Here is a 20207-nt window from a genome sequence, read left to right as displayed (position 1 = left end):
CACATGCTGCTCGACCCCGGGATGGACCTCACCCTCCGCCCGATGCGCTACCCGCACTTCTTCGACCGGTTCCGCGACGCCATCCGCAACACCTGGACCGTCGAGGAGGTCGACCTGCACGCCGACCTCACCGACCTGGACAAGCTGTCACCCGCCGAGCGGCATCTGGTCAGTCGCCTGGTGGCGTTCTTCGCCACCGGCGACACGATCGTCGCCAACAACCTGGTGCTCAACCTCTACCAGCACGTCAACAGCCCCGAGGGTCGCCTCTACCTGTCCCGGCAGCTGTTCGAGGAGGCCGTGCACGTCCAGTTCTATCTCAACCTGCTCGACACGTACGTGCCCGACGAGACCGAACGGTTCGCCGCCTTCGCCGCGATCGAGAACATCCCCTCGATCCGCCGCAAGGCTGAGTTCTGCTTCCGCTGGATCGACTCCCTGAACGACCTGCGGGAGCTGCGCTCGCGCGAGGACCGACGGAGGTTCCTGCTCAACCTGATCTGTTTCGCCGCCTGCATCGAGGGGCTGTTCTTCTACGGCGCGTTCGCGTACGTCTACTTCCTGCGCTCCCGTGGCCTGCTGCACGGCCTCGCCTCAGGCACCAACTGGGTGTTCCGCGACGAGTCCATGCACATGGCGTTCGCGTTCGACGTGGTGGACACCGTTCGCAACGAGGAGCCGGCCCTGTTCGACGACGACCTCGCCGACCAGGTGCGGCAGATGCTCACCGAGGCCGTGGAGTGTGAGGTGCAGTTCGCCGAGGACCTGTTGGGTCACGGCGTGCCCGGCCTGACGTTGGCCGACATGCGGGAGTACCTCCAGCACGTCGCCGACCGTCGTCTCGCCCAGCTCGGCATCGCCCCGCACTACGGGTCGAGCAACCCGTTCGGCTTCATGGAGTTGCAGGACGTGCAGGAACTGTCCAACTTCTTCGAGCGCCGGGTGTCGGCGTACCAGGTCGGGGTGAGCGGCACCGTCGCCTTCGACGACGACTTCTAGGCGGCAACCGATCCGGGGGCCCGGCGTCGCTTGGTGAGCCATCGCATCACGTGCAGGGGGTGCGACGCCGGGTCCGGAATCGGGTGGAAGACGTGTTCCACCACGCCGTCGGCGACGATCAGGGTCAGCCGCTCGTAGAGCGTCATGTCACCCGCGGTGCGGGTCGGCAGGCGCAGCGCGGTGGCCAGGGTCAGCCTCGGGTCGGGGATCAGCGGGTAGGGCAGCCGCAGCCGGTACGCGAGTTCCCGCTGGTACCCGGTCGACTGCGCGGACAGGCCGTACACCCGGGCGGCACCGGCCGCGCGGAGTTCCGCGTGGTGGTCACGGAACCAGGCGGCCTGCTCGGTGCTGCCCCGGGCGCCGTGCACCTCCAGCAGCCCGTTGGGCAGGTCGACGCCCGGCCGTCCGGTCAGTGGGTACACGAAGATGACTGTGCGCCCGACGCCGAGCGCGCCGAGGTCGACCGGGCGGCCGTCGGTGCCGTAGAAGGACAGCGACGGCAGGCCGGTGCCGACCAGCGCGGCGGGGTCGCCCTCGACCGTGCCACCGCCGGGTACGACCTGGGTCGCGGCCGCGTCGAGGCGTGCGTCCAGCGCGTCCCGCTGGGCGGTCAACCTGCCGATCCGCTCCTGGAGGTTGGTGATGGTGCTGCGGTACGTCGCCACCGCCGCCGCACACACGTCGGTGTCGTCGGCGCCACCGGCGATCGACTCGACGAACGGCCGGGTCTCCTCGACGGTGAGGCCGAGCGCCATCAGCTCGCGGATCTGCGCCACCAGCCGCACCGCGATCGCGTCGTACTCGCGGTAACCGTTGCCGAGCCGCCGGGGCACGACCAGCCCGGCCGATTCGTAGTACCGCAGTGCCCGGACCGTGGTCCCGGTCCGTCGTGCCAGCTCACCCACCCGCATCCCGCGACCCTAAACCCGCACCCTGGGGTACGGGTCAACGTGTCCATCGTCGCGGTGCCGGGACCGCCGTTTCCTGCCAGTCTGGCTGCGAAAAGGCAGTGTGACCAGGGAGTGTGTGATGACGGCAATCAACCGGGTGCGTGCTCGGCAGATCCTCGACAGCCGGGGCAACCCGACCGTGGAGGCCGACGTGGAACTCCGCGACGGCTCGGTCGGCCGGGCGGCCGTACCGTCCGGCGCGTCGACCGGGGCGAACGAGGCGGTCGAACTGCGCGACGGCGACCCCGCGCGTTTCCACGGCAAGGGCGTCACGACGGCGGTCGCCGCCGTCAACGGCGAGATCGCCGACGCGGTGATCGGGCTCGACGCCGAGGACCAGGCGTTGATCGACGAAACGATGATCGATCTCGACGGGTCGAAGGACAAGGGCCGACTGGGCGCCAACGCGATCCTCGCGGTGTCCCTCGCGGCGGCGAAGGCGGCGGCGGTGGCTCACCGGCAGCCGCTCTACCGCTACGTCGGTGGCGTCGGCGCCCGCCTGCTGCCGGTGCCGATGATGAACGTCATCAACGGCGGCGCGCACGCCGACAACCCGCTGGACTTCCAGGAGTTCATGATCGCCCCGGTCGGGGCGCGGACCTTCGCCGAGGCGGTCCGGGTCGGCTCGGAGGTCTTCCACACCCTGAAGGCATCTCTCGCCGCGGCCGGATACCACACCAACGTCGGCGACGAGGGCGGGTTCGCGCCGAACTTCTCGACCGCCGACGAGGCGCTGCGCTTCGTGCTGCGCGCCATCGAGGACGCCGGCTACGAGCCCGGGAACGAGGTGACGATCTGCCTCGACCCGGCCAGCTCGGAGTTCCACAGTGGCGGTGTCTACGACTACGTCGGCGAGGGACGTCAGCGCTCCGTCGAGGAGCACATCGACCACCTGGTGGATCTGGCCGCCCGATACCCGATCAGTTCGATCGAGGACCCGATGGCGGAGGACGACATCGCCGGCTGGCAGCGGCTGACGGCACTGGCGGGGGAGCGGGTGCAGTTGGTCGGCGACGACGTCTTCTGCACCGACGTCGACCGGCTGCGCGACGGGATCGAGGGCGGTTACGCCAACGCGATCCTGGTCAAGGTCAACCAGATCGGCACGCTCACCGAAACCCTCGCGACGGTGGACGCCGCCCACAAGGCGGGGTACCGGGTGGTGATGTCCCACCGCTCCGGCGAGACCGAGGACACCACCATCGCCGACCTGGCCGTGGGCGTAGGCTGCGGCCAGATCAAGACCGGCTCGCTGTCGCGTTCGGACCGTACGGCCAAGTACAACCAGCTCATCCGCATCGAGGAGGAGCTCGGCGACCGCGCCGTCTACGCCGGGAGGGGAACCCGCTGATGGTCGACGTCACCGTCCGGCCGATGTCCGACGCCGACGCCGACCGGGTCCTGGCCATCTACCAGGCCGGTCTCGACGCCGGCAACGCCAGCTTCGAGGTCACCGCGCCGACCTGGGCTGCGTTCGACGCCGCGCGCCTGACCGCGCACCGGTTCGTGGCCGTCGACAGCCTCGGCGCGGTCCTCGGCTGGGTGGCGGTCTCGCCGACGTCGACCCGGGAGGTGTACGCCGGTGTGGTCGAACACTCCGTCTACGTGGACCCGGCCGCCCAGGGTCGTGGCGTCGCCCGCCTGCTGCTGGACGCGCTGGTCACCTCGACCGAGGCGGCCGGCATCTGGACTATCCAGTCCGGGGTCTTCCCGGAGAACGCGGCCAGCCTGGCACTTCACCAACGGGCCGGGTTCCGTGTGGTCGGCGTACGTGAGCGGGTCGGTCGCCACCACGGACGCTGGCGTGACGTGGTCCTGCTGGAACGGCGCAGCTCCGTCATCACCTGACGGGCCCGGTGCCGTCACCGCCGGCTCGCGCACGCCACACAGGTCCGCGCCGACGGGCGGGCGACCAGACGTTCGGCGGGAATGGGACGGGAGCACCGTTCGCACACGCCGTAGCTGCCGTCTTCGACCCGTCGCAGCGCGACGTCCAGCTCCGCCAGGCGGCGGCGGGTCGCGTCCAGGACGGCGGTGAGCTGTGCGCGTTCGAAGGCGATCGTGCTGCCCTCGGGGTCGTGTTCGTCGTCGGCGTTCGACGCCCGGGACGCTTCGAAGAGGCTGCGCAGGTCGCCGTCCAGGGCGGTGACCTGCGCCTCGGTCTGTGCGCGTAGCCGCAGCAGTTCCTCGCGGACCGCGTCGGAGTTCGTGTCCATGGCCGCTCCACGGTACTGCGGGATGACCGTGGTCACAGTGTTTGCATTCCGAGACGACCGGTCATATCGTGGTGGACGTCAGCCGGCCGAAACCCGCCACCGAAAGGGGTGCCCCGAGATGCCACGACCGAAGTCGCCAGCCTCCGCCGGGACGCGGCAACGGTTGTCCGACGCCGCGTTGGACCTGTTCCACATGCGCGGCTACAACGGCACGAGCGTCCAGGACATCGTCGCCGCCGCCGGAGCGCCCAAGGGCACCTTCTACAACCACTTCGCCAGCAAGGAGGACCTCGCCCTCGACTCGGTGGCGAGATACTCCGCGGCGATGGGGCTGGAGATGCTCGACGAGAAGCGGGGCGGCACGCCGCGCGAGCGAATCGTCGACCATCTCCGCTACATCACCGGCCTCGGCGACACCATGGGTGACCGGGGCTGCCTGCTGGGCAACTTCGCCAGTGAGATCCCGGCGCACAGCGACGTGCTGCGTGCCGCCGTCGACGCCGGCTTCGGCCGCTGGGTCGCCGCTCTCGCGGTGGCGATCGAACAGGCACGCGCCGCCGGGGAGCTGCACGGCGACGAACCCGCCAGTGATCTCGCCGGCTTCGTGGTCTCCGGCTACGAGGGTGCTGCGGCACGGGCGAAGGCCTCCGGCCACCCGGATGCCCTGCGGGAGTTCTTCGCGATCACCACGACGCGGATCCTCACCTGATCCGCGTCGGTCACCACACGTGACGACGGGCATCGTCCCTGAGTCGCAGCTCTGTACCAGTTATAAGACGACCGGTCGTACGCCTTCGACCGGCTGACCCATCACCCGCACTGAGGAGTCGGACATGAGCACGTACCTGATCAACCACCTGCGTATCCCCGGCGGAATCCCGACCGAGGAGTCCCTGCGGTATCTCGAGCAGGTCCAGGCCACCACCGAGGCGTACGGCGCCAGGTGGCTCGCGGTCGACGCCGAGGTGCAGGTCATCGAGGGAAGCTGGCCCGGTTCGGTCGTGCTGATCGAGTTCCCGGACGCGGAGACCGCGAAGGCCTGGTACAACTCGCCCGAGTACCAGGCCATCCTGTCGCTGCGCACCGCGCACACCATCAACGACCTGATCCTGGTGGACTCCGTCGGCCCGGAGTTCACCGTGGCCGGCTACGCGCAGCAGATCCGGACCCTGCTCGGCCAGTGACCAGCGGCCGCTGACCGGTGGGACCTCGACCCCCGCACACGACACGTCGTGTGCGGGGGTCGCGCCTACATGAAGTTGCGGGTGTGCAGGGCCGAGAGCGCGGCGGCCTCGTCGGCCCGGAAACCCAGGCGTACCAGCCGGCGTTGGCGACCCTGGTCCATCGCCTGTTGCAGGGCCTGCACCCGGTCGAAGCCGGCGGACACGTCGTCCGGACGCCAACCACCCGCGGCGAGCACCACCAGCGCGTCGAAGACGTCCGCGTTGAGGCCGGCGGTGTCGGCCAGCGCGTCGTGACGGCGGTGGATGGCCGCCCGCAGCCGGTCGCGCAGCAGCGGGTCGAGCTGTGCCTGATGTTCCAGGTGGGCCATGCCGAACACCACGTGTCGGCGCTCGTCCTGCATCGCGAGCCAGCAGATCCGGCGCGTCACCGGGTCCGGCGCGAACTGGTGCAGGAACGAGAGCAGGTCGACGAAGCTGCCCTCCCCGAGCACGGAGAGCAGGAACGACGCCAACGCGAAGTCGGACTCCGCGACGAGCGTGAACAGCGACTGCCGACCGCCGGCCGACGACGTGCCCAACTCGGCGCCCCGCAGCAGCGCCCGTCGGCCGAACACCTCCATGTGCCGGGCCTCGTCGGCCATCTGCACGGCGAGCAGCTGCACCACCTCACGGAAGTGCGGGTGGATCCGCCCGACGAACCGGGCCGGCACGACGAGAGCGGCCTGCTCGTTCTCGACCAGGTAGGTCATCACCTGCACCACCGCGGCCTCGACGTCGGCCGGCAGCGTGAACGGATCCGCCCAGGGCACCGCGGTCTGCGGGTCCCACTGCCGCGCCGCCGCCTGCGCGTAGAGGTGCGGAGCGACGTCGGCCCACACCAGGTCGCGGTCGTCCAGGTCGAACCGGGCCTCGGGGCCGCCGGCTTCGAGCAGCGCGCCCCGGGCGCCGAGTCCCCACCGCGCCGGTGGGCGGCTGTTGAGCGTCGTCGGCAGGGCCGACCCGGCCCGCTCCGCGCCGAACCAGCGGTCGTCGTCCGCCGTGCCCCGCACGACCACCGCCACCACCTCGCTGCGGTCGTCCCGCTCGGGCGACTCGACCCGATGGCCCCGGCTGCGACACCAGGCGGGCAGGTGCGCCGGCAACGCCGGGTCGCGGCCGAGAACCGCCAGCCGGCCCCCGGGCGGCAACCGGGCCAGGGCACGCTGCACCAGCAGGTGCGCGCCCCGGCCGAAACCCAGGCCGCCAAGGTGGACCTCGGCGTCGGCGGCCGGTGTCGCGCTCACGGCCGGTAGTCCGAGGCCGTCACCCGCCCGTCGGGGGAGTAGAAGCCGGCGGCGTCGACCGCGCCGGCCAGGGCGTCGTACCCGGTGGTCCGGCCGTCCTTCCAGGCCGTCAGCCCCTCCAGGTCGAGCAGCGGACGCACCTGCGGATCGGCGTACGACATGCCGAGCAGCAGCGTGCCGAAGAGTTGGACCCCGGCGGACTCCGGATCACGGACCGTCATGTTGCAGTGGTCGTACGGCGTGGTCTGCGCGATGATCCGGGTGCCGTCGGGCGGCAGGGTGCCCTCCCGGACGAACGCCAGGTGGTTGCCGTCGATCATGCAGGCGGCGTCGACCTCCCCGGCCATCAGGGCACGGGCGGCGTCGCGCTCACCACCGATGTGGTCGCCGTGCAGACCGACGCCGACATCGAAGCGGCGTACGTCGACCTCGACCCCGGCCGCCGCGAGGTGACCCAGCGGAATCAACGTCGCCTGAGGGCTGTCCACCGCTCCGACGGCGACCGTCATCCCGGCCAGGTCGGCGGCCTGGCGTACCGGCGAGTCGGCCCGGACCGCCACGACCGACGTGAGGTCCTGATCGGTGTCGCGCATGGTCAAGGCGCGCACGGTCGTGCCGTCGGCGACCGCCAGTCGCTCGGCGCGCAGCCAGGCCAGGGGAGAGTTCCACGCCGCGTCGATCCGCCCGGCGACGAGATCCTCGACCTGCCGTTCGTAGTGCGAGTAGAGGACGAAGTCGAAGTCCAGGCCGCGTCCGCGCAGCCAGGCGCGGAAACCCTCCCAGATGGTCACCACCTTCGGGTCGTACGCGACCGCTCCCATCAGGACGCTGGGCGCCGGCATCAGCGGTTCGCCTCGTCGAGCAGCGGCAGGCCGGTGGCGACCCGACCGACGAAGTCGTGCAGCGCGTCGGTGGTGGGTGCCATCACCCGGGCCGCGCGCGAGTCGCGGAAACGACGCTCGAGGCCCAACTCCTTGCGGAACGCGCTGCCGCCGCAGAGCTGCATCGCCCCGTCGGTCACCTCGGCGACGGTCTCGCCGGCGAGCGCCTTGACCTGCAGCACGCGCAGCATGGCGTCGTCCCGGCCGGTTTCCAGAGCGGTGAGGGTGTCGCCCAGGAAGGCACGCAGCGCGTCGGTGCGGATCATCAGTCGGGCGAAGTCCCGGCGGGTGACCGGCCCGTCGCGCAGGGCGGCGCCGGTGTGTGTGAGCGTGGTCGCGGTGAGGTGACGGCCCGCCTCGGCGACCGCGCTGTCGGCGAGACCGAGACAGAACGCGGCGTTGAGCACCAGGAACCAGGGCAGGACGGCGCCGAGCGCGGTGTCGAGCCCCGCCCCGTCGGCCGCCATCATGGCCGTCGACGGGACCCGGAGCCCGTCGGCGGTCATCGGCCGGGAGCCGTTACCGCGCAGGCCGAGCCCGTCGAAGTCCCCGGTCACGGTCAGGCCGGCGCTGTCGGCCGGCACGAGCCACAGTGTCATCGGGCCGGCGCCGCCGGACAACGGGAGGCTCGACCAGACGTAGCTGGTGGCCTCGCCGGCCGACGTGACCCAGCTTTTGCGGGCGTCGAGGCGGACGCTGCCGTCGTCGGTGGCGGTCGCGGTGCCGGTGGGCGACCAGAAGTGGCTGCGCGACCCGTACTCGGAGAAGGCCAGGGTGGTGAGGTGACCGCCGGTGGCGATGGCCGCGCGGACCTCGCGCGGGCCGTGCGCCTCGATGACGGCGGTCGCCGCGTAGTGCATGAGCACCACCATCGCGGTGGAGCCGCACTCGGCGGCCAGCCGCTCGACGACCTCGGCGACCGTCCGCATGCCGTGGCCGCCGCCGCCGACCTCGGTGGAGGAGGCCAGCCCGAGCAGGCCGGCCGCGGCGAGGGCGTCGACACCCGGCCGGGGGAAGACGCCCTCCCGGTCGACCGACGCCGCCTGCGGCCGGATCACCTCGTCGATGACGGCGCCGAGCGTGTCGGTGACATCGGTGGTGGACTGGGCACTGTCGACAGTGGTCGTCATCTTGGCGCCCCTTCGGCCGAAGCGGTGGGACCGCCGCCGACACTATCCGAACCGGCGTACGCAGCGCGAGTGTCGGATCACCGTCTGGTGCGGGTGCCGTCCCGGTGCGGCCGGCCGTGCCCGTCCTCCCGGTCGATCCGCAACTCCCGCTCCAGCTCGGCGATGACCGCCCGCAGGTCGTCCAGCCGTTGGGTCAGCGCGATGCGGTCCACCTCGTCCGGTACGCCGTCGCCGTCTTCGTCGTAGTCGGGGGCCAACCGCTCGGTCATCTCCAACCGGCGCGCCTCCTCCATCGAGTTGACGATGACCGCGATGAGGATGTTGAGCAGCAGGTTGACGGTGATGACCACGTAGCTGACGTAGTAGAGCAGCGTCCACGGCGAGATGGCCATGCCCTGCGCGATGAGGTCCGGCAGCGTCTCCAACGACAGCAGCACGAACAACGTCAGCAGCGACCGGCCGATGTCGCCGTACTCTTCCGGGTACCTGTTGCCGAAGATCAACCAGCCGGCCATGCCGTACACGTAGAGCGTCACCACCGCCAGGGCGAGGAAGCCGGTGACGCCCGGAAGGCTGCGCCACAGCGCGGAGACGATGGTCCGCAGACCTGGCGAGAACCGCACCAGCCGGACCATGCGGGCGACCCGCACCACCCGCAGGAGTGCCGGGTCGCCGTGCAGGCCCGGGATGAAGATGGCCGCGATCACCACGAAGTCGAAGACGTTCCAGCCGTGCCGGAAGAAGTCCTGCGGACGTTTGCCGTACGCCGCCAGCCGGACACCGATCTCGACGACGAAGACGGCGCGGAAGAACAACTCCAGCCAGTGCAGTGCCGTGCCCGCCGGGCTGAGGTCGTCGTACGTCTCCAGGCCGAGCACGATCCCGTTGGCGAGGATGACCACGACGATGGTGATCTCGAAGGGGCGCGACCGGGAGAGTCGGGCGCAGCGGGCGGCCCAGCCGGATCGGTGGGGAGGAGGTGTGGCCGGCTTGCCTCGCTGGGCGGGCACGGGTGCCGCGCTCACCAGTCGACCGGCTCGACCGGGCGCGCCGGGTTCGTGGCAGGGGCCCACCTCCGGCCGTCGTCGTGGCGGTGCGGATGGTGTGCGGGCATGCCCACCACCCTAGCCAAGATCAATGAAGGTGGGCGGGCCGCGTGACCGGTCAGGGGTGACTCGTCCGCTCGTCGATAGCAGCTCCACGATGAGGGCGGCTGGTCTAGGTTCACGTTGGTGGTCGGGACTGGTCGACGTGGTCCCGCGTCAGCTGGAGAGGTGCGCGATGTCAGATCCTGATCTGGTCGACCTGCGCGAACGGGCCGGGAACGGTGACCGGGACGCTGTCGACCAGCTCGTCGAACTCGCGGCCGAACGGGGTGACCTGGCCGAGTTGCGTCAGCTCGCCGAGAACGGCAACGCCGACGCGGCGGCCCAGCTGGTCGAACTCGCCACCGAGCGCGGCGACACGGTCGAGCTGCGGCGTCTCGCCGACCAGGGCGACCGGGACGCCGCCGACCAGCTCGTCGAGTTGGCGGCCGAGCGGGCGGACGTCGGCGAGCTACGGCGTCTCGCCGATGGGGGTAACCGGGACGCGGCCGACGTGTTGGCCGAGCTCACCGAGGAGCAGGACGAGGGCGAGTAGTCGACGCTGCGCGGTCGGCCCTCGTGATCCGGCGGGCGACGGGACGTCTGTCCCGCCACCCGCCCGGAAATTCAGCGCGGACGACGGCCAGGCTCAGGCCTGTGCGGCCCGGATAGCGTCACGCAGCGGGGTGCTCGGGCGCCCGATCAGACGGCTGAGGTCGTCGCTGTCGGTCACCAGCTCGCCGATGGCGATCGAGCGGTCGAGTGCGGCGACGAACCCGGCCGTGCCCGCGTCGAGGCCGACGTTCTCCAGGGCTGAAGCCAGCTCGGCGGCGGACAGGTCCTGGTGGACGACGGGGGTGCCGGTCACCTCCGTGACGGTCTCGGCCAGTTCGTCGAAGGTGAACGGAGTGCCGCCCAGCTCGTAGACGGCGTTGCCGTCCTCCTCGCGGGTCAGCGCCGCCACGGCGGCTGCCGCGTAGTCGGCCCGGGTCGCGGCGGAGACCTTGCTGCCACCGGTGGCACCGAGGATCGTGCCGGAACTCAGGTACTGCGGCAGCTGGTCGGTGTAGTTCTCGGTGTACCAGCCGTTGCGCAGCACGGTGTAGGTCAGACCGGACGCGGCGAGGACCTCCTCGGTGGCCTTGTGCTCCGGGGCGAGCGGGTTGGTGGTGGTGTCGGCCTTGAGGATGCTGGTGTAGACCAGCCGCTCGACTCCGGCGAGCTTCGCGGCGTCGATGACGGCGGTGTGCTGCGCGACGCGCTGACCGGGCGTGTCGCCGGAGATCAGCAGCAGGCGGCGTACGCCGGCCACGGCGCCGGGCAGCGTCGACGGGTCGTCGTAGGTGGCCTTGCGGATCTCGACCCCGCGCGCGGCCAGGTCGGCGGCCTTCTCCGGGCTCCGGACGATGGCGGCGATCTCGGCGGCCGGCACGCCGCTGTCGAGCAACTGCCCGATCACCAGGCGGCCCAGTCGGCCGGTGGCGCCGGTCACGGCGTAGGTGGGCATGGGAACCTCCGATTAGTGGTGGCAAATCTGCATGCACTTACGAATCTACAGCACTGTCTGTCGGTAACCGTGGGGTAGGCTGGTGAGGTGAGCGACATGCCCGCCCAGGACCCGGCGGGGCCTACCCAGGAATTCGTCAGCGATGTCTTCGCCCGCGGGTGCACCTCCCGGGCGGCTTTCGAGGACGTCACCTCGAAGTGGGCCTCGCTGGCCCTGTTGGCGCTCGGTGAGGGTCGCTACCGGTTCAACGCCCTGCGTCGCCGGATCGACGGGGTCAGCGAGCGGATGCTCTCCCAGACCCTGCAGACCCTCGAACGTGACGGCATGCTCACGCGCGAGGTGCTCACCGCGATCCCACCGCGCGTCGAATACTCGCTGACGCCCCTCGGCGCTCGGGTCGCCGAACAGCTACGCGGCCTCGCCGACCTGCTGGAGGCCTCGGTGCCCGAGGTGCAGGCCGCCCGCGACACCCACGAGCGCGACCGAGGCTAGTTTTCCGCGCGCAGATCCTGGTCATCTCGGCCAGCCGTGGGTACGGATGATCTCCTTCAGCCGTGTGGTGCGGGCCTGGTCGGACTCGGTCTGTGGCGTGCCCCCGCGGTCGGCCTGGTCACGCTCCAACATTCCGATCAACTCGTCGTGCAGCGCCTCGTCGAAGGCTGCGGGGGGCCGGACCGCGGCGGACGGGGCCGCGGTGGGAGGTGTCGGCGGCGCACTGCTCGGCTGCTCGCCGGCCGACCTCGACGAGGTGCCGCAGGCGGCGAGTGCCACCAGTGTCACCAGCGGCAACACCACCTGCGACGGGACCTTCACATCGGCGACTGTCGTCGGACCGAGTCGCCTCACAAGGTGCGCATGCCAAGGTCGTGCCTCAGGCGTGCAGCGTCTCGCGCGGCGGTACGCCGTAACTGGCGTGGTAGCGGGCCGTGAACCTGCTGTGGCTGGCGAAGCCCCACCGGCTGGCGATCGCCGAGACGGTCTCCTGGTGCGGATCGGCCCGCACCAGGTCGTGGTGCGCGCGATCGAGGCGGACTCGACGCAGGTACGCCATCGGGGTGGTGCCGAGGTGACGGCGGAAGGCGAGTTGCACCGCCCGCAGGGACACGCGCGCCGCGTCGGCGATGTCGGCGGCGCTGATGTCCTGGTCGGCGTGCTCCTCCAGGAATGTGATGGCCCGCCGCAGGGTGGCGGTGCTGGCGTCGCGCCGGTCGGCGGCTGTCGGTTCGGTGACGGCGGTATTGGGAAAGACGGTGAGCGCCGCCGCGGCGAGCATGCGCGCGGCATTGCCGATCACCAGCGGTTGCGTTCCGGCAGCCGGACTGTTCAGCACCACACCACTGACGAAGCTGGTGGTGTTGCGCCACTGCCGGGCGAGGGCCGCGCTGGCGGGACCCAGGTTGGTGAACCGGATCGGACCGGGCCGCCGGGTCGGCGCGGTGGTCGCCACCTGCGCCAGGACCGAGAGGTCCAGCACGCAGAGTTCCACCTCACCGGGAAGCCACCGTACGCTGCATGGCTTTTCCGGCCTGGTGACGAGGAAGACGTCACCGGGCCGGAACCGGTCGGTCGATCCGTCGCAGGCGCGATCGACACGGGCGGTTCGGCTGCTGCCGACGACCAGGCCGCCGAGTGTGCTGGCGTTGATGCCGAGATGCCCGGTCTGGCGGGTGGTCGCGATGGCGAAGGGGCCGGCGTCGACGCGGTGATGACTGAGCTGGTAGCCGTGCCTGTTGTGGACAAGCAGTTTCGGGTCGTACGTCGTGGAGAGGAACTGTTGGATGGCCACCGGGTCGTGGCTGTCGAACTGGTGGGTCTGCACTGGTATTGACGTCATCCGCTGCTGCCTCCGTCCGGTACGGGTGCCGCCGGCGGTGAAAACGCGCCGGCGGCGGGATCGGGAGTGCCGGGGTGTTCGGCGGTGACCCGGCACGTCGTGGCCGGCGGTGCGGTGGAGTGGAACGTCGCGAGCGGGACGGCAGCGACCGGTCGATGGTGTCGGAGATGGTCTGACCATTGGGCGAGCGGGGGCGCAAATTCTGTAGATGGGAATGTCACCCTACGACAACCATGACTGCGTCGTCCCGCGAATCGCAGCCGTGTGTCGGCAGGTCGACTTCGCTTTCCGGCTAACACGCCAGCGCGTTCTGCGTCTGCTGTCCTAGCCACCCGTGTGGCCGACAACGAAATGTTATTCACGATCACCACGGGCGGTCGCCGACGAATGGGCCACCGCCCGGTGGACCGGCCCACGGAGGGGTGAACGTTGGACAGTACTGACCCTGAACGCGTCGTTCGGTTGGCCGTGGCCGAGGCGCTGGCCCGGGTGGCGGACGAGGACAGCCTGGGGCTGGGCGAGGGTGACGCGGTGCAGCGGCTGGGCGCTGCCCTGCGCGAGGTGTTGCACCGCGCGCTCGACGACCGGGTGCCCCTGACCACACCGGACTTCGTCGACCTCTGCCGCGAACTGCGCCTCAACCGCGACGCCTTCGACCTGCTGGGGCATTACCTGATGACCGCGTTGCTGACCCAGCACGTCGGGCCGGACGCGCTCATCCGGGTCGGGGTGCTCCTCGGCACCGTCGGGCGCTACCTTCCCAGCGCCCGCTCGACGCACCGCAACGCGGGCCCCGCGCCGCGGCGACGCGACGTGCGTTCGGACAACAGCGTCGTCGGTCGGTACCGCCGGGCGAAACTGCCGGAGCACCTTCCCAGCCCGCCGAGCTGGACCTGCACCGGATGTGGTCGGGAGTGGCCCTGCGCCACGAAGCAGAGCCAACTGCTCGCCGAGTTCGGTGGCGCGCGCGCCGCCCTCGCCGTCTACCTCGGCTCCTGCCTCGTCGCCGCCGCCCAGGACCTGCCCACGCTGCCGCTGCCCCGGGTCCGGCTCCGGTTCCTGGGCTGGCTGCCCCGCGCCCGGATCTGACCCGGACGCCGCGGCGGGACCGGCCCGGCGCGCCATGACTGGGCAGGGTATTCATCGTGGGCACGCCCACCGTACGACGGGCGTTCACCACGTTCTTCAAGGCTCCTTGATCGAAAGAGCATTCGCTTGATCGAGGAGAGGCTCTCACGTGAGAGACAAGCAAGCCGAAGAGACCGAGCAGGCGCAGTTGTCACGGCGCAAGCTGGTCAAGTACGCGGGCGTCGGCGCGACGCTGGCCGCGGCCAGCCCGCTGGTCGGTGCCGGCGCGGCGTGGGCCGACGAGGACCGCAGGCCGGGTGACGACGACAAGAGTGACCGGGCTGGTTCCAAGAACCGGGCGTGGCGCGCCGGCGATCACCACATCCACTCCGAGTACAGCGGCGAGTTCGACACCACGAAGTCCCCGATCGTCTTCCACAAGGGCGCGGACGCGGTCTACCCGATCGTCACCAACGCCATCATGGCGAAGAACTTCGGTCTGACCTGGGCGATGTGCACCGACCACGGTGGACCGACGCACTCGAAGGTGAACATCGAGCAGGCGTACCCGGACCTGCTGCGGTCGCGCAAGCTGGTCCCCGAGGTGCTCCAGTTCTGGGGCATGGAGTTCGACGCGCCGTCGTTGGACCACCACACGCTGATGATCCCGCGTCACGACGACGAGGCGAAGCAGCTCTTCGAGTTGGAGAGCCGGTTCGCCAAGTACGACGCGTTCCCCACCGACCCGGCCCGGGACACCGAGGCGAAGATGGTGGAGTTCCTCAAGGTCGCCCGGGGCATGCCGCACAAGCCGCTGGTGATCGCCCACCACGCCTCCCGTTCGGCGCCCGGCCTCGGCGTCTACGGCCAGGACACCCCGCGCGAGTTCCGCAACGGCAACAACGCCGCGCCGGACGTCTACATCGGCTTCGAAGGCGCGCCCGGCCACCAGGCCGGCCCGCTCAACGGCGGCAAGCGCGGTGGGTACGGCAACCACCCGACCTACGGCGGCTTCGACCAGATGACCGCCCGGGTCGGCGGGCTGTGGGACTCCCTGCTCGGTGAGGGCCGGCGTTGGTGGATCACCGCGACCTCGGACTCGCACGTGCACTGGACCCGCGGTGGCTCCGACTTCTGGCCGGGCGAGTACAGCAAGACGTACGTGCACGCCCGTCAGGACTACGGCGACATCATGGACGGTCTGCGCAACGGCCGGATCTGGGTAACCACCGGCGACCTGATCCGCAGCCTCGACGTCACCGCCACGTCCCAGGGCAGGACCGCCGAGGTGGGTCAGACCATCACGGTCAGCCGTCGTAGCCGTACCGACGTCGAGATCGAGATCACGTTCCGTCCGTTGGACGGCGTGAACGCGAACGGGGACCGCCCCGAGGTTCGCCGGGTCGACCTGATCGTCGGCCAGATCACCGGCCCGAGCGCCAGCCTGGACGCCGACACCAACCCCACCACCAAGGTGGCGGCCCGGTTCGGCCCGCGGGACTGGCGTCGGCACGGGGACAGCTACGTCATCCGGCACACCCTGCGCAACGTCGAGGCCGACACCTACGCGCGGGTTCGCGGCACCAGCACCGACGAGGCCGAGCCGCTCGCCGACGGGCTGGAGAGCCCGTGGGACGACCTGTGGTTCTACTCGAACCCGGTGTTCGTGCACGTGCGCTGACCAGCGCGTAGCGGGACCGCGGGTTCGTTCGGCGCCGCTCGACGTACCACCGTCGAGCGGCGCGGGGCGGACCCGCGTCCCGCCCCTGCGGCAGACCCTGCCCGGGCGTCAGTCGCGGCGGCGGGCTCGGGGGGTGGGAGTCCGCCTGACCCGTCCGGACGTGGTGTCGGACCGGTCCGCCGTCGCCGCCGGGGCGGGCTTCACCTGCGCCACCACCTCGCAGAGGTCACGCAGCGGGTCCACCGCCTGGGCCGAGCAGGCGACCCGTTGCAGTAGTGCCCGCAGCGTCGCCGCGTCGCCGGGCGCGAGCGCACCCAGCAGGTGCGACTCGACCTGTCGTAGCGCGGAGCGCCGCTTCTCCCAGGCCGCGCGGCCGGCGCCGGTGGCGTCGATCAGCCGGTTGCGTCGGTCGGCCGGGTCCGCCCGACGCGCGACGAACCCGGGCCCTTCCAGGTCGTCGATGAGGTACGTGAGGACGGTGCGGTCGAGGCCCAGCTCCTCGGCGATCGCTCCCTGGTTGCGGGCCGGTCCGTTGATCGCCGCGGTGAGCACCTGGTAGCCGCGTGGGCCGCCGGGGAAGTCGGTGAGCGCGTGGTCGGCTGCCCGGACGTAGCCACGGAAGACGATCCCGAGCATCCAGCCCAGGTCGTCGTCGAGCGGATCGGGCCGGTCCGGCCGGTGGGTGGCACCCGTCATGCCCACGACAGTAGCGCAGTGACGCAGACCTTGTTGGCAGCAGATGATCTGAGTGGCATAAGGTTTAGGTCATGGCGCATCGTCCGACGCGTCGTGTGAATCGGGAGGCTCGCAGATGAGCGACTACGGCCACGACCTGGTCTTCGGATCCTTCATCACCCCCGGCGGTGGCGATCCGGAGCGCACGGTCGGCCTCGCCGTCCTGACCGAGCAGGTCGGGCTGGACCTGGTCACCTTCCAGGACCACCCGTACCAGCCGGCGTTCCTCGACACCTGGACGTTGCTGAGCTTCGTCGCGGCGCGCACCACCCGCGTGCACCTGGCGGCGAACGTGACGAACCTGCCGCTGCGCCCACCGGCGGTGCTCGCCCGCAGCGTGGCCAGCCTGGACCTGCTCAGCGGCGGCCGGATCAGCCTCGGCCTCGGCGCGGGAGCGTTCTGGGACGCCATCGAGGCGATGGGCGGCCGACGGCTGACCCCCGGCCAGGGCGTACGCGCGCTGGAGGAGGCCATCGAGGTCATCCGGCAGGTGTGGGACACCGGGACGCGCGGTGGTGTTCGCGTCGACGGCGACTTCTACCGGGTGGTGGGCGCCAAGCGCGGTCCGGCTCCGGCGCACGCGGTGCCGATCTGGTTGGGCGCGTACAAGCCTCGGATGCTCCAGCTCACCGGCCGCCGGGCCGATGGCTGGCTGCCCACGTTGGGCTACCTCCAACCCGGTGACCTCACCAAGGGCAACGCGATCATCGACGACGCCGCGCAGCAGGCCGGCCGGTCGCCCCGGGACGTGCGTCGACTGCTCAACATCGCCGGCCAGTTCTCCGCCGTCGGCAGTGGTCCACTCAACGGGCCCGCCGAGCAGTGGGTGCAGGAGCTGACCGAGTTGGCCCTGGGGGAGGGTGTGAGTGCGTTCATCCTCGCCGGCGACGACCCCGACGACCTGCGCCGCTTCGCGGGCGAGGTAGCTCCCGCCGTCCGCGAGCTGGTCGCGGCCGAACGTGACCGTGGTGCGGCACCGGAGCGCGGCGGGGACGCGGCGGTGCGCGACCGTGGCGCGGTGCCGCAGCGTACGCCGGAATCAGGGCCGGTCGCCGCCACTCCGGTGCGGCCGAGTCGCGCGACAGTGACCGGCGGCGCGTTCGCCGTGGTCCCGACCCCCGACGACGGTGTACGGCGCAGCGACCAGCAGGTCTGGGACGAGTCGACCCGACCGACCGGGCCGGCACCCGACCCGGATCGCACCTACACGCCGCAGGAGCAGGCCACCGGTGCGCATCTGGTGCAGATCCACGACGGCCTGCGCGCCGAACTGGCCCAGATCCACGACCTGATCGAGCAGGTGGCGGCCGGCGAGATCGACGCCGGCGCGGCCCGGTCGCACATCAACACGATGACCATGCGGCAGAACCGGTGGACGCTCGGCGTCTACTGCGAGTCGTACTGCCGCATCGTCACCACCCACCACACGATCGAGGACCAGTCGTTCTTCCCCCGGCTGCGGGCGTATGACCCGAGGCTCGGCCCGGTCGTGGACCGGCTGGAGCAGGAGCATCACGTCATCCACGACGTGTTGGAGGGTGTCGACCGGGCCCTGGTCGCGTACGTCGGGTCTCCGGACGGGCTCGCCGACCTGCGTGCGGCGGTGGACCTGCTGACCGACGCCCTGTTGTCGCACCTCAGCTACGAGGAGCGTGAGCTGGTCGAGCCGTTGGCCAGGTTGGGCATCGCCTGACCGGTGCCGCCGTCCGAGCGGGGCGGGGTTGCCGGGGCGTAATCTGAGAGGCTACTCTCGAAACATGTCTCTCAAGAATCCGTACGGGGACTTCGAGATCAACGAGCCGCAGGCCCTGCGGGCGTTGGCCCACCCCGTCCGGCTGGCCATCCTCGAACACCTCCAGCGGGAGGGCCCGGCCACCGCCACCGGGCTCTCCCCGCACGTCGGTGCCACGCCGTCGGTGGTCAGCTGGCACCTGCGGCATCTCGCGACGTTCGGCCTGGTCAGCGACTGGGACGGCGCCACCAGCAAGCGGGAACGCTGGTGGCAGGCGGCGGCCCGGGGTTTCCGCTTCGTCCTGCCCGACGACGCCGAGGGGCAGGCCGCCGGCCGGCAACTACGCGGCGAGATGTTCGCCCGGCGGGCCGAGGTGCCCCAGCAGTGGCTGCTGCACGACGAACCCCGACTCGACGCCGAGTGGCGCGGACTGGCCGGCGTCGCCGACACCCGATTCGTGGCCACCGCCGACGAGTTGCGGCAGTTGGAGGAGTCGATCGAGGAGCTGATCGCTCCGTACGTGCGGCGCAAGGAGGAATCGGCCCCGGACGGCGCCCGGATCGTCCGGATGCTGCGTTACCTCCTGCCCGAGTCCGGCGACGATCAGGCCGAGTCATGACCGCCACCGTCGCCGACCCCTCGCCGGGCCTGCACCGCGACCGGCGGTTCCGCACCTTCTGGATCGGCCAGACGGTCTCCCAGTTCGGTGACCGGATCAGCGAGCTGGCGCTCCCGCTGATCGCCGTCTCCCTGCTCGCCGCCACGCCCGTGCAGGTCAGCGTCCTCACCGCGCTGATCTGGCTGCCCAACCTGCTGGGCCTGTTCCTGGGCGCGTGGGTGGACCAGCGCACCCACAAGCGGCGGCTCCTGATCATCGCGGACCTGGTCCGCGCGGCGGTGCTGCTCAGCCTGCCGGCGGCCTACCTCCTCGACGCGGTCACCCTCACCCAGCTCTACCTGGTGGCACTGCTGACCGGTGCCGGGGCGGTGCTGTTCGCGATGGCCCATCAGGCGTTCTTCGTGGCCCTGGTGCCGCGGTCGGCCTTCGTGGACGCGAACAGCAAGCTCAGCATGAGCCGGTCGCTCTCGTTCATCGCCGGCCCGGCCGTCGGCGGTGGCCTCGTCCAGGCGCTCAGCGCGCCGGTCGCCATCGTCGTCGACGCGGTGTCGTTCCTGGGCTCGGCGCTGTTGCTCGGTCGCATCCCGGTCACCGAGTCACCCCCGCCGCCGCGTCGGTCGTCCACCCTCGGACTGGTCCGCGAAGGGCTCGTGCTGGTGCTGCGGCACCCGGTGCTGCGTGCCGCCCTGGGCTGCACCAGCACGGTCAACTTCTTCGCCTTCGTCGCCAGCGCGCTGCTGGTCCTCTACGCCAACCGCGAGCTCGACCTGTCCGCCGGGGCGATCGGTGTCGCCTTCGGCTTCGGCGCATTCGGTGGGCTCGCGGGCGCGGCGCTGGCACCACGGATCTCCCGAGCCATCGGACTGGGCCGGACCGCCATGATCGGCGTGGTGCTCTTTCCGGCGCCCCTGGCACTGATCGCGCTGGTGTCCGGACCCACCTGGACGAAGGTGGCCATGCTGGCCGCCATCGAGCTGGTCTCCAGCGTTGGGGTGATGCTGATGGACGTCAACCTGAACGCCCTCATCGCCGCCGTGACACCCGACGACGCGCGCGGGCGTCGCGCCGGTGCGTACAGCGCCGTCAACTATGGCATCCGACCGGTCGGTGCCCTGGTCGGCGGTGCGCTGGGCACCACCATCGGGCTGCGGTCGACCCTGGTCGTAGCCGGCCTGGGCGGCGTGCTCGCCGTGCTCTGGCTGCTCGCGTCGCCGGTGCGCCACATCAGGACCCTCGACGACCCGACAGCCCAACCAGACTGAGGCGTCACACCCGGGGCCGGCCCTGCTCTGGTCGCCCACAG

The 20207-nt window shown here is 71.0% G+C and carries 22 protein-coding genes; 12 read left to right on the top strand and 10 right to left on the bottom strand.

All coding sequences use genetic code 11. The features are described 5' to 3' along the window. Positions 1-3: 3 nt before the first annotated feature. Positions 4-999 carry a ribonucleotide-diphosphate reductase subunit beta gene (locus ABGB10_RS08625; RefSeq protein ID WP_347660480.1) on the top strand — a complete coding sequence of 332 codons (996 nt, stop codon included), beginning with the start codon at positions 4-6 and terminating at the stop codon, positions 997-999. Here ABGB10_RS08625 and ABGB10_RS08620 read toward each other — a convergent pair. Beyond that, positions 996-1910 (bottom strand): MerR family transcriptional regulator, encoded by a 915-nt coding sequence (locus tag ABGB10_RS08620; RefSeq protein WP_347660324.1) that lies wholly within the window; start codon positions 1908-1910, stop codon positions 996-998. The genes ABGB10_RS08625 and ABGB10_RS08620 overlap by 4 nt on opposite strands. Positions 1911-2028: 118 nt before the next feature. Here ABGB10_RS08620 and eno point away from each other — a divergent pair, with 118 nt between their 5' ends. Together eno and ABGB10_RS08610 are read left to right on the top strand one after the other, a co-directional pair. Continuing rightward, entirely contained in the window at positions 2029-3300 is a 1272-nt protein-coding gene (eno, locus tag ABGB10_RS08615) for a phosphopyruvate hydratase (protein WP_347660323.1), read from the top strand. Beyond that, the gene (locus tag ABGB10_RS08610) at positions 3300-3797 is read left to right on the top strand and encodes an N-acetyltransferase family protein (RefSeq protein ID WP_347660322.1); all 498 of its coding nucleotides are present in this window, start codon (positions 3300-3302) and stop codon (positions 3795-3797) included. Before eno ends, ABGB10_RS08610 begins: the two co-directional genes overlap by 1 nt. 14 nt (positions 3798-3811) lie before the next feature. Here ABGB10_RS08610 and ABGB10_RS08605 read toward each other — a convergent pair whose 3' ends face one another. Next, the gene (locus tag ABGB10_RS08605; protein ID WP_347660321.1) at positions 3812-4165 is read right to left on the bottom strand and encodes a TraR/DksA C4-type zinc finger protein; all 354 of its coding nucleotides are present in this window, start codon (positions 4163-4165) and stop codon (positions 3812-3814) included. Positions 4166-4283: 118 nt separating this feature from the next. Here ABGB10_RS08605 and ABGB10_RS08600 point away from each other — a divergent pair, with 118 nt between their 5' ends. Both ABGB10_RS08600 and ABGB10_RS08595 read left to right on the top strand, forming a co-directional pair. Next, the gene (locus ABGB10_RS08600) at positions 4284-4874 is read left to right on the top strand and encodes a TetR family transcriptional regulator C-terminal domain-containing protein (protein ID WP_347660320.1); all 591 of its coding nucleotides are present in this window, start codon (positions 4284-4286) and stop codon (positions 4872-4874) included. Positions 4875-4998: 124 nt separating this feature from the next. Beyond that, the gene (locus tag ABGB10_RS08595) at positions 4999-5349 is read left to right on the top strand and encodes a DUF1330 domain-containing protein (protein WP_347660319.1); all 351 of its coding nucleotides are present in this window, start codon (positions 4999-5001) and stop codon (positions 5347-5349) included. Positions 5350-5414: 65 nt separating this feature from the next. On the opposite strand, the gene ABGB10_RS08590 is transcribed toward ABGB10_RS08595, so the two are convergent. The 4 genes from ABGB10_RS08590 to ABGB10_RS08575 all read right to left on the bottom strand — a co-directional run bounded on the left by ABGB10_RS08590 (position 5415) and on the right by ABGB10_RS08575 (position 9668). Beyond that, positions 5415-6632, bottom strand: a complete 1218-nt coding sequence (locus tag ABGB10_RS08590) for a sulfurtransferase TusA family protein (RefSeq protein WP_347660318.1) — start codon at positions 6630-6632, stop codon at positions 5415-5417. Further along, positions 6629-7474 carry a PhnD/SsuA/transferrin family substrate-binding protein gene (locus ABGB10_RS08585; RefSeq protein ID WP_347660317.1) on the bottom strand — a complete coding sequence of 282 codons (846 nt, stop codon included), beginning with the start codon at positions 7472-7474 and terminating at the stop codon, positions 6629-6631. Before ABGB10_RS08585 ends, ABGB10_RS08590 begins: the two co-directional genes overlap by 4 nt. Next, positions 7474-8643: an acyl-CoA dehydrogenase family protein gene (locus tag ABGB10_RS08580; RefSeq protein WP_347660316.1), complete on the bottom strand. Its 1170-nt coding sequence runs from the start codon at positions 8641-8643 to the stop codon at positions 7474-7476. Before ABGB10_RS08580 ends, ABGB10_RS08585 begins: the two co-directional genes overlap by 1 nt. A gap of 77 nt (positions 8644-8720) precedes the next feature. Then, the gene (locus tag ABGB10_RS08575; RefSeq protein WP_347660315.1) at positions 8721-9668 is read right to left on the bottom strand and encodes an ion transporter; all 948 of its coding nucleotides are present in this window, start codon (positions 9666-9668) and stop codon (positions 8721-8723) included. A gap of 256 nt (positions 9669-9924) precedes the next feature. Between ABGB10_RS08575 and ABGB10_RS08570 the strand changes: the two genes are divergently transcribed. Continuing rightward, entirely contained in the window at positions 9925-10284 is a 360-nt protein-coding gene (locus ABGB10_RS08570; protein WP_347660314.1) for a hypothetical protein, read from the top strand. 93 nt (positions 10285-10377) lie between these two features. On the opposite strand, the gene ABGB10_RS08565 is transcribed toward ABGB10_RS08570, so the two are convergent. Continuing rightward, positions 10378-11235, bottom strand: a complete 858-nt coding sequence (locus ABGB10_RS08565) for an SDR family oxidoreductase (protein WP_347660313.1) — start codon at positions 11233-11235, stop codon at positions 10378-10380. 96 nt (positions 11236-11331) lie between these two features. Between ABGB10_RS08565 and ABGB10_RS08560 the strand changes: the two genes are divergently transcribed. After that, positions 11332-11727: a helix-turn-helix domain-containing protein gene (locus ABGB10_RS08560; protein ID WP_347660479.1), complete on the top strand. Its 396-nt coding sequence runs from the start codon at positions 11332-11334 to the stop codon at positions 11725-11727. A gap of 21 nt (positions 11728-11748) precedes the next feature. Here the strand turns inward: ABGB10_RS08560 and ABGB10_RS08555 are convergent, their stop codons facing one another. Both ABGB10_RS08555 and ABGB10_RS08550 read right to left on the bottom strand, forming a co-directional pair. After that, positions 11749-12048, bottom strand: a complete 300-nt coding sequence (locus ABGB10_RS08555) for a hypothetical protein (protein WP_347660312.1) — start codon at positions 12046-12048, stop codon at positions 11749-11751. A gap of 58 nt (positions 12049-12106) precedes the next feature. After that, positions 12107-13069 (bottom strand): helix-turn-helix transcriptional regulator, encoded by a 963-nt coding sequence (locus ABGB10_RS08550; RefSeq protein ID WP_347660311.1) that lies wholly within the window; start codon positions 13067-13069, stop codon positions 12107-12109. Between the two features lie 429 nt (positions 13070-13498). On the opposite strand from ABGB10_RS08550, the gene ABGB10_RS08545 reads away from it, so the two are divergent. Further along, positions 13499-14158 (top strand): hypothetical protein, encoded by a 660-nt coding sequence (locus ABGB10_RS08545; RefSeq protein WP_347660310.1) that lies wholly within the window; start codon positions 13499-13501, stop codon positions 14156-14158. 148 nt (positions 14159-14306) lie between these two features. Continuing rightward, positions 14307-15818, top strand: coding sequence for a phosphoesterase (locus ABGB10_RS08540; protein WP_347660309.1), 1512 nt, complete (start codon positions 14307-14309; stop codon positions 15816-15818). Positions 15819-15926: 108 nt separating this feature from the next. Here ABGB10_RS08540 and ABGB10_RS08535 read toward each other — a convergent pair whose 3' ends face one another. Next, positions 15927-16514 carry a MarR family winged helix-turn-helix transcriptional regulator gene (locus tag ABGB10_RS08535; RefSeq protein WP_347660308.1) on the bottom strand — a complete coding sequence of 196 codons (588 nt, stop codon included), beginning with the start codon at positions 16512-16514 and terminating at the stop codon, positions 15927-15929. Between the two features lie 115 nt (positions 16515-16629). Between ABGB10_RS08535 and ABGB10_RS08530 the strand changes: the two genes are divergently transcribed. The 3 genes from ABGB10_RS08530 to ABGB10_RS08520 all read left to right on the top strand — a co-directional run bounded on the left by ABGB10_RS08530 (position 16630) and on the right by ABGB10_RS08520 (position 20166). After that, positions 16630-18246, top strand: coding sequence for an LLM class flavin-dependent oxidoreductase (locus tag ABGB10_RS08530; protein WP_347660307.1), 1617 nt, complete (start codon positions 16630-16632; stop codon positions 18244-18246). Positions 18247-18310: 64 nt separating this feature from the next. Continuing rightward, the gene (locus ABGB10_RS08525; RefSeq protein ID WP_347660306.1) at positions 18311-18904 is read left to right on the top strand and encodes a helix-turn-helix domain-containing protein; all 594 of its coding nucleotides are present in this window, start codon (positions 18311-18313) and stop codon (positions 18902-18904) included. Then, positions 18901-20166, top strand: coding sequence for an MFS transporter (locus ABGB10_RS08520; RefSeq protein WP_347660305.1), 1266 nt, complete (start codon positions 18901-18903; stop codon positions 20164-20166). The genes ABGB10_RS08525 and ABGB10_RS08520 overlap by 4 nt, the downstream gene beginning before the upstream one ends. Positions 20167-20207 lie beyond the last annotated feature (41 nt).

Origin of the sequence: Micromonospora sp. B9E7, from assembly GCF_039871815.1 — a bacterium.
GTDB lineage: Bacteria > Actinomycetota > Actinomycetes > Mycobacteriales > Micromonosporaceae > Micromonospora.
The sequence above is the reverse complement of the archived record's forward strand: the minus strand, read 5'-3'. Positions and strand labels throughout refer to the sequence as shown.

What these genes read in the sequence shown, in the direction of transcription:
- ABGB10_RS08580 (WP_347660316.1), bottom strand. Translation starts at nt 8,643, where the DNA reads ATGACGACCACTGTCGACAGTGCCCAGTCCACCACCGATGTCACCGAC.
- ABGB10_RS08620 (WP_347660324.1), bottom strand. Translation starts at nt 1,910, where the DNA reads ATGCGGGTGGGTGAGCTGGCACGACGGACCGGGACCACGGTCCGGGCA.
- ABGB10_RS08595 (WP_347660319.1), top strand. Translation starts at nt 4,999, where the DNA reads ATGAGCACGTACCTGATCAACCACCTGCGTATCCCCGGCGGAATCCCG.
- ABGB10_RS08565 (WP_347660313.1), bottom strand. Translation starts at nt 11,235, where the DNA reads ATGCCCACCTACGCCGTGACCGGCGCCACCGGCCGACTGGGCCGCCTG.
- ABGB10_RS08585 (WP_347660317.1), bottom strand. Translation starts at nt 7,474, where the DNA reads ATGCCGGCGCCCAGCGTCCTGATGGGAGCGGTCGCGTACGACCCGAAG.
- ABGB10_RS08605 (WP_347660321.1), bottom strand. Translation starts at nt 4,165, where the DNA reads ATGGACACGAACTCCGACGCGGTCCGCGAGGAACTGCTGCGGCTACGC.
- ABGB10_RS08600 (WP_347660320.1), top strand. Translation starts at nt 4,284, where the DNA reads ATGCCACGACCGAAGTCGCCAGCCTCCGCCGGGACGCGGCAACGGTTG.
- ABGB10_RS08520 (WP_347660305.1), top strand. Translation starts at nt 18,901, where the DNA reads ATGACCGCCACCGTCGCCGACCCCTCGCCGGGCCTGCACCGCGACCGG.
- ABGB10_RS08625 (WP_347660480.1), top strand. Translation starts at nt 4, where the DNA reads ATGCTGCTCGACCCCGGGATGGACCTCACCCTCCGCCCGATGCGCTAC.
- ABGB10_RS08560 (WP_347660479.1), top strand. Translation starts at nt 11,332, where the DNA reads ATGCCCGCCCAGGACCCGGCGGGGCCTACCCAGGAATTCGTCAGCGAT.
- ABGB10_RS08610 (WP_347660322.1), top strand. Translation starts at nt 3,300, where the DNA reads ATGGTCGACGTCACCGTCCGGCCGATGTCCGACGCCGACGCCGACCGG.
- ABGB10_RS08550 (WP_347660311.1), bottom strand. Translation starts at nt 13,069, where the DNA reads ATGACGTCAATACCAGTGCAGACCCACCAGTTCGACAGCCACGACCCG.
- eno (WP_347660323.1), top strand. Translation starts at nt 2,029, where the DNA reads ATGACGGCAATCAACCGGGTGCGTGCTCGGCAGATCCTCGACAGCCGG.
- ABGB10_RS08525 (WP_347660306.1), top strand. Translation starts at nt 18,311, where the DNA reads ATGTCTCTCAAGAATCCGTACGGGGACTTCGAGATCAACGAGCCGCAG.
- ABGB10_RS08530 (WP_347660307.1), top strand. Translation starts at nt 16,630, where the DNA reads ATGAGCGACTACGGCCACGACCTGGTCTTCGGATCCTTCATCACCCCC.
- ABGB10_RS08570 (WP_347660314.1), top strand. Translation starts at nt 9,925, where the DNA reads ATGTCAGATCCTGATCTGGTCGACCTGCGCGAACGGGCCGGGAACGGT.
- ABGB10_RS08535 (WP_347660308.1), bottom strand. Translation starts at nt 16,514, where the DNA reads ATGACGGGTGCCACCCACCGGCCGGACCGGCCCGATCCGCTCGACGAC.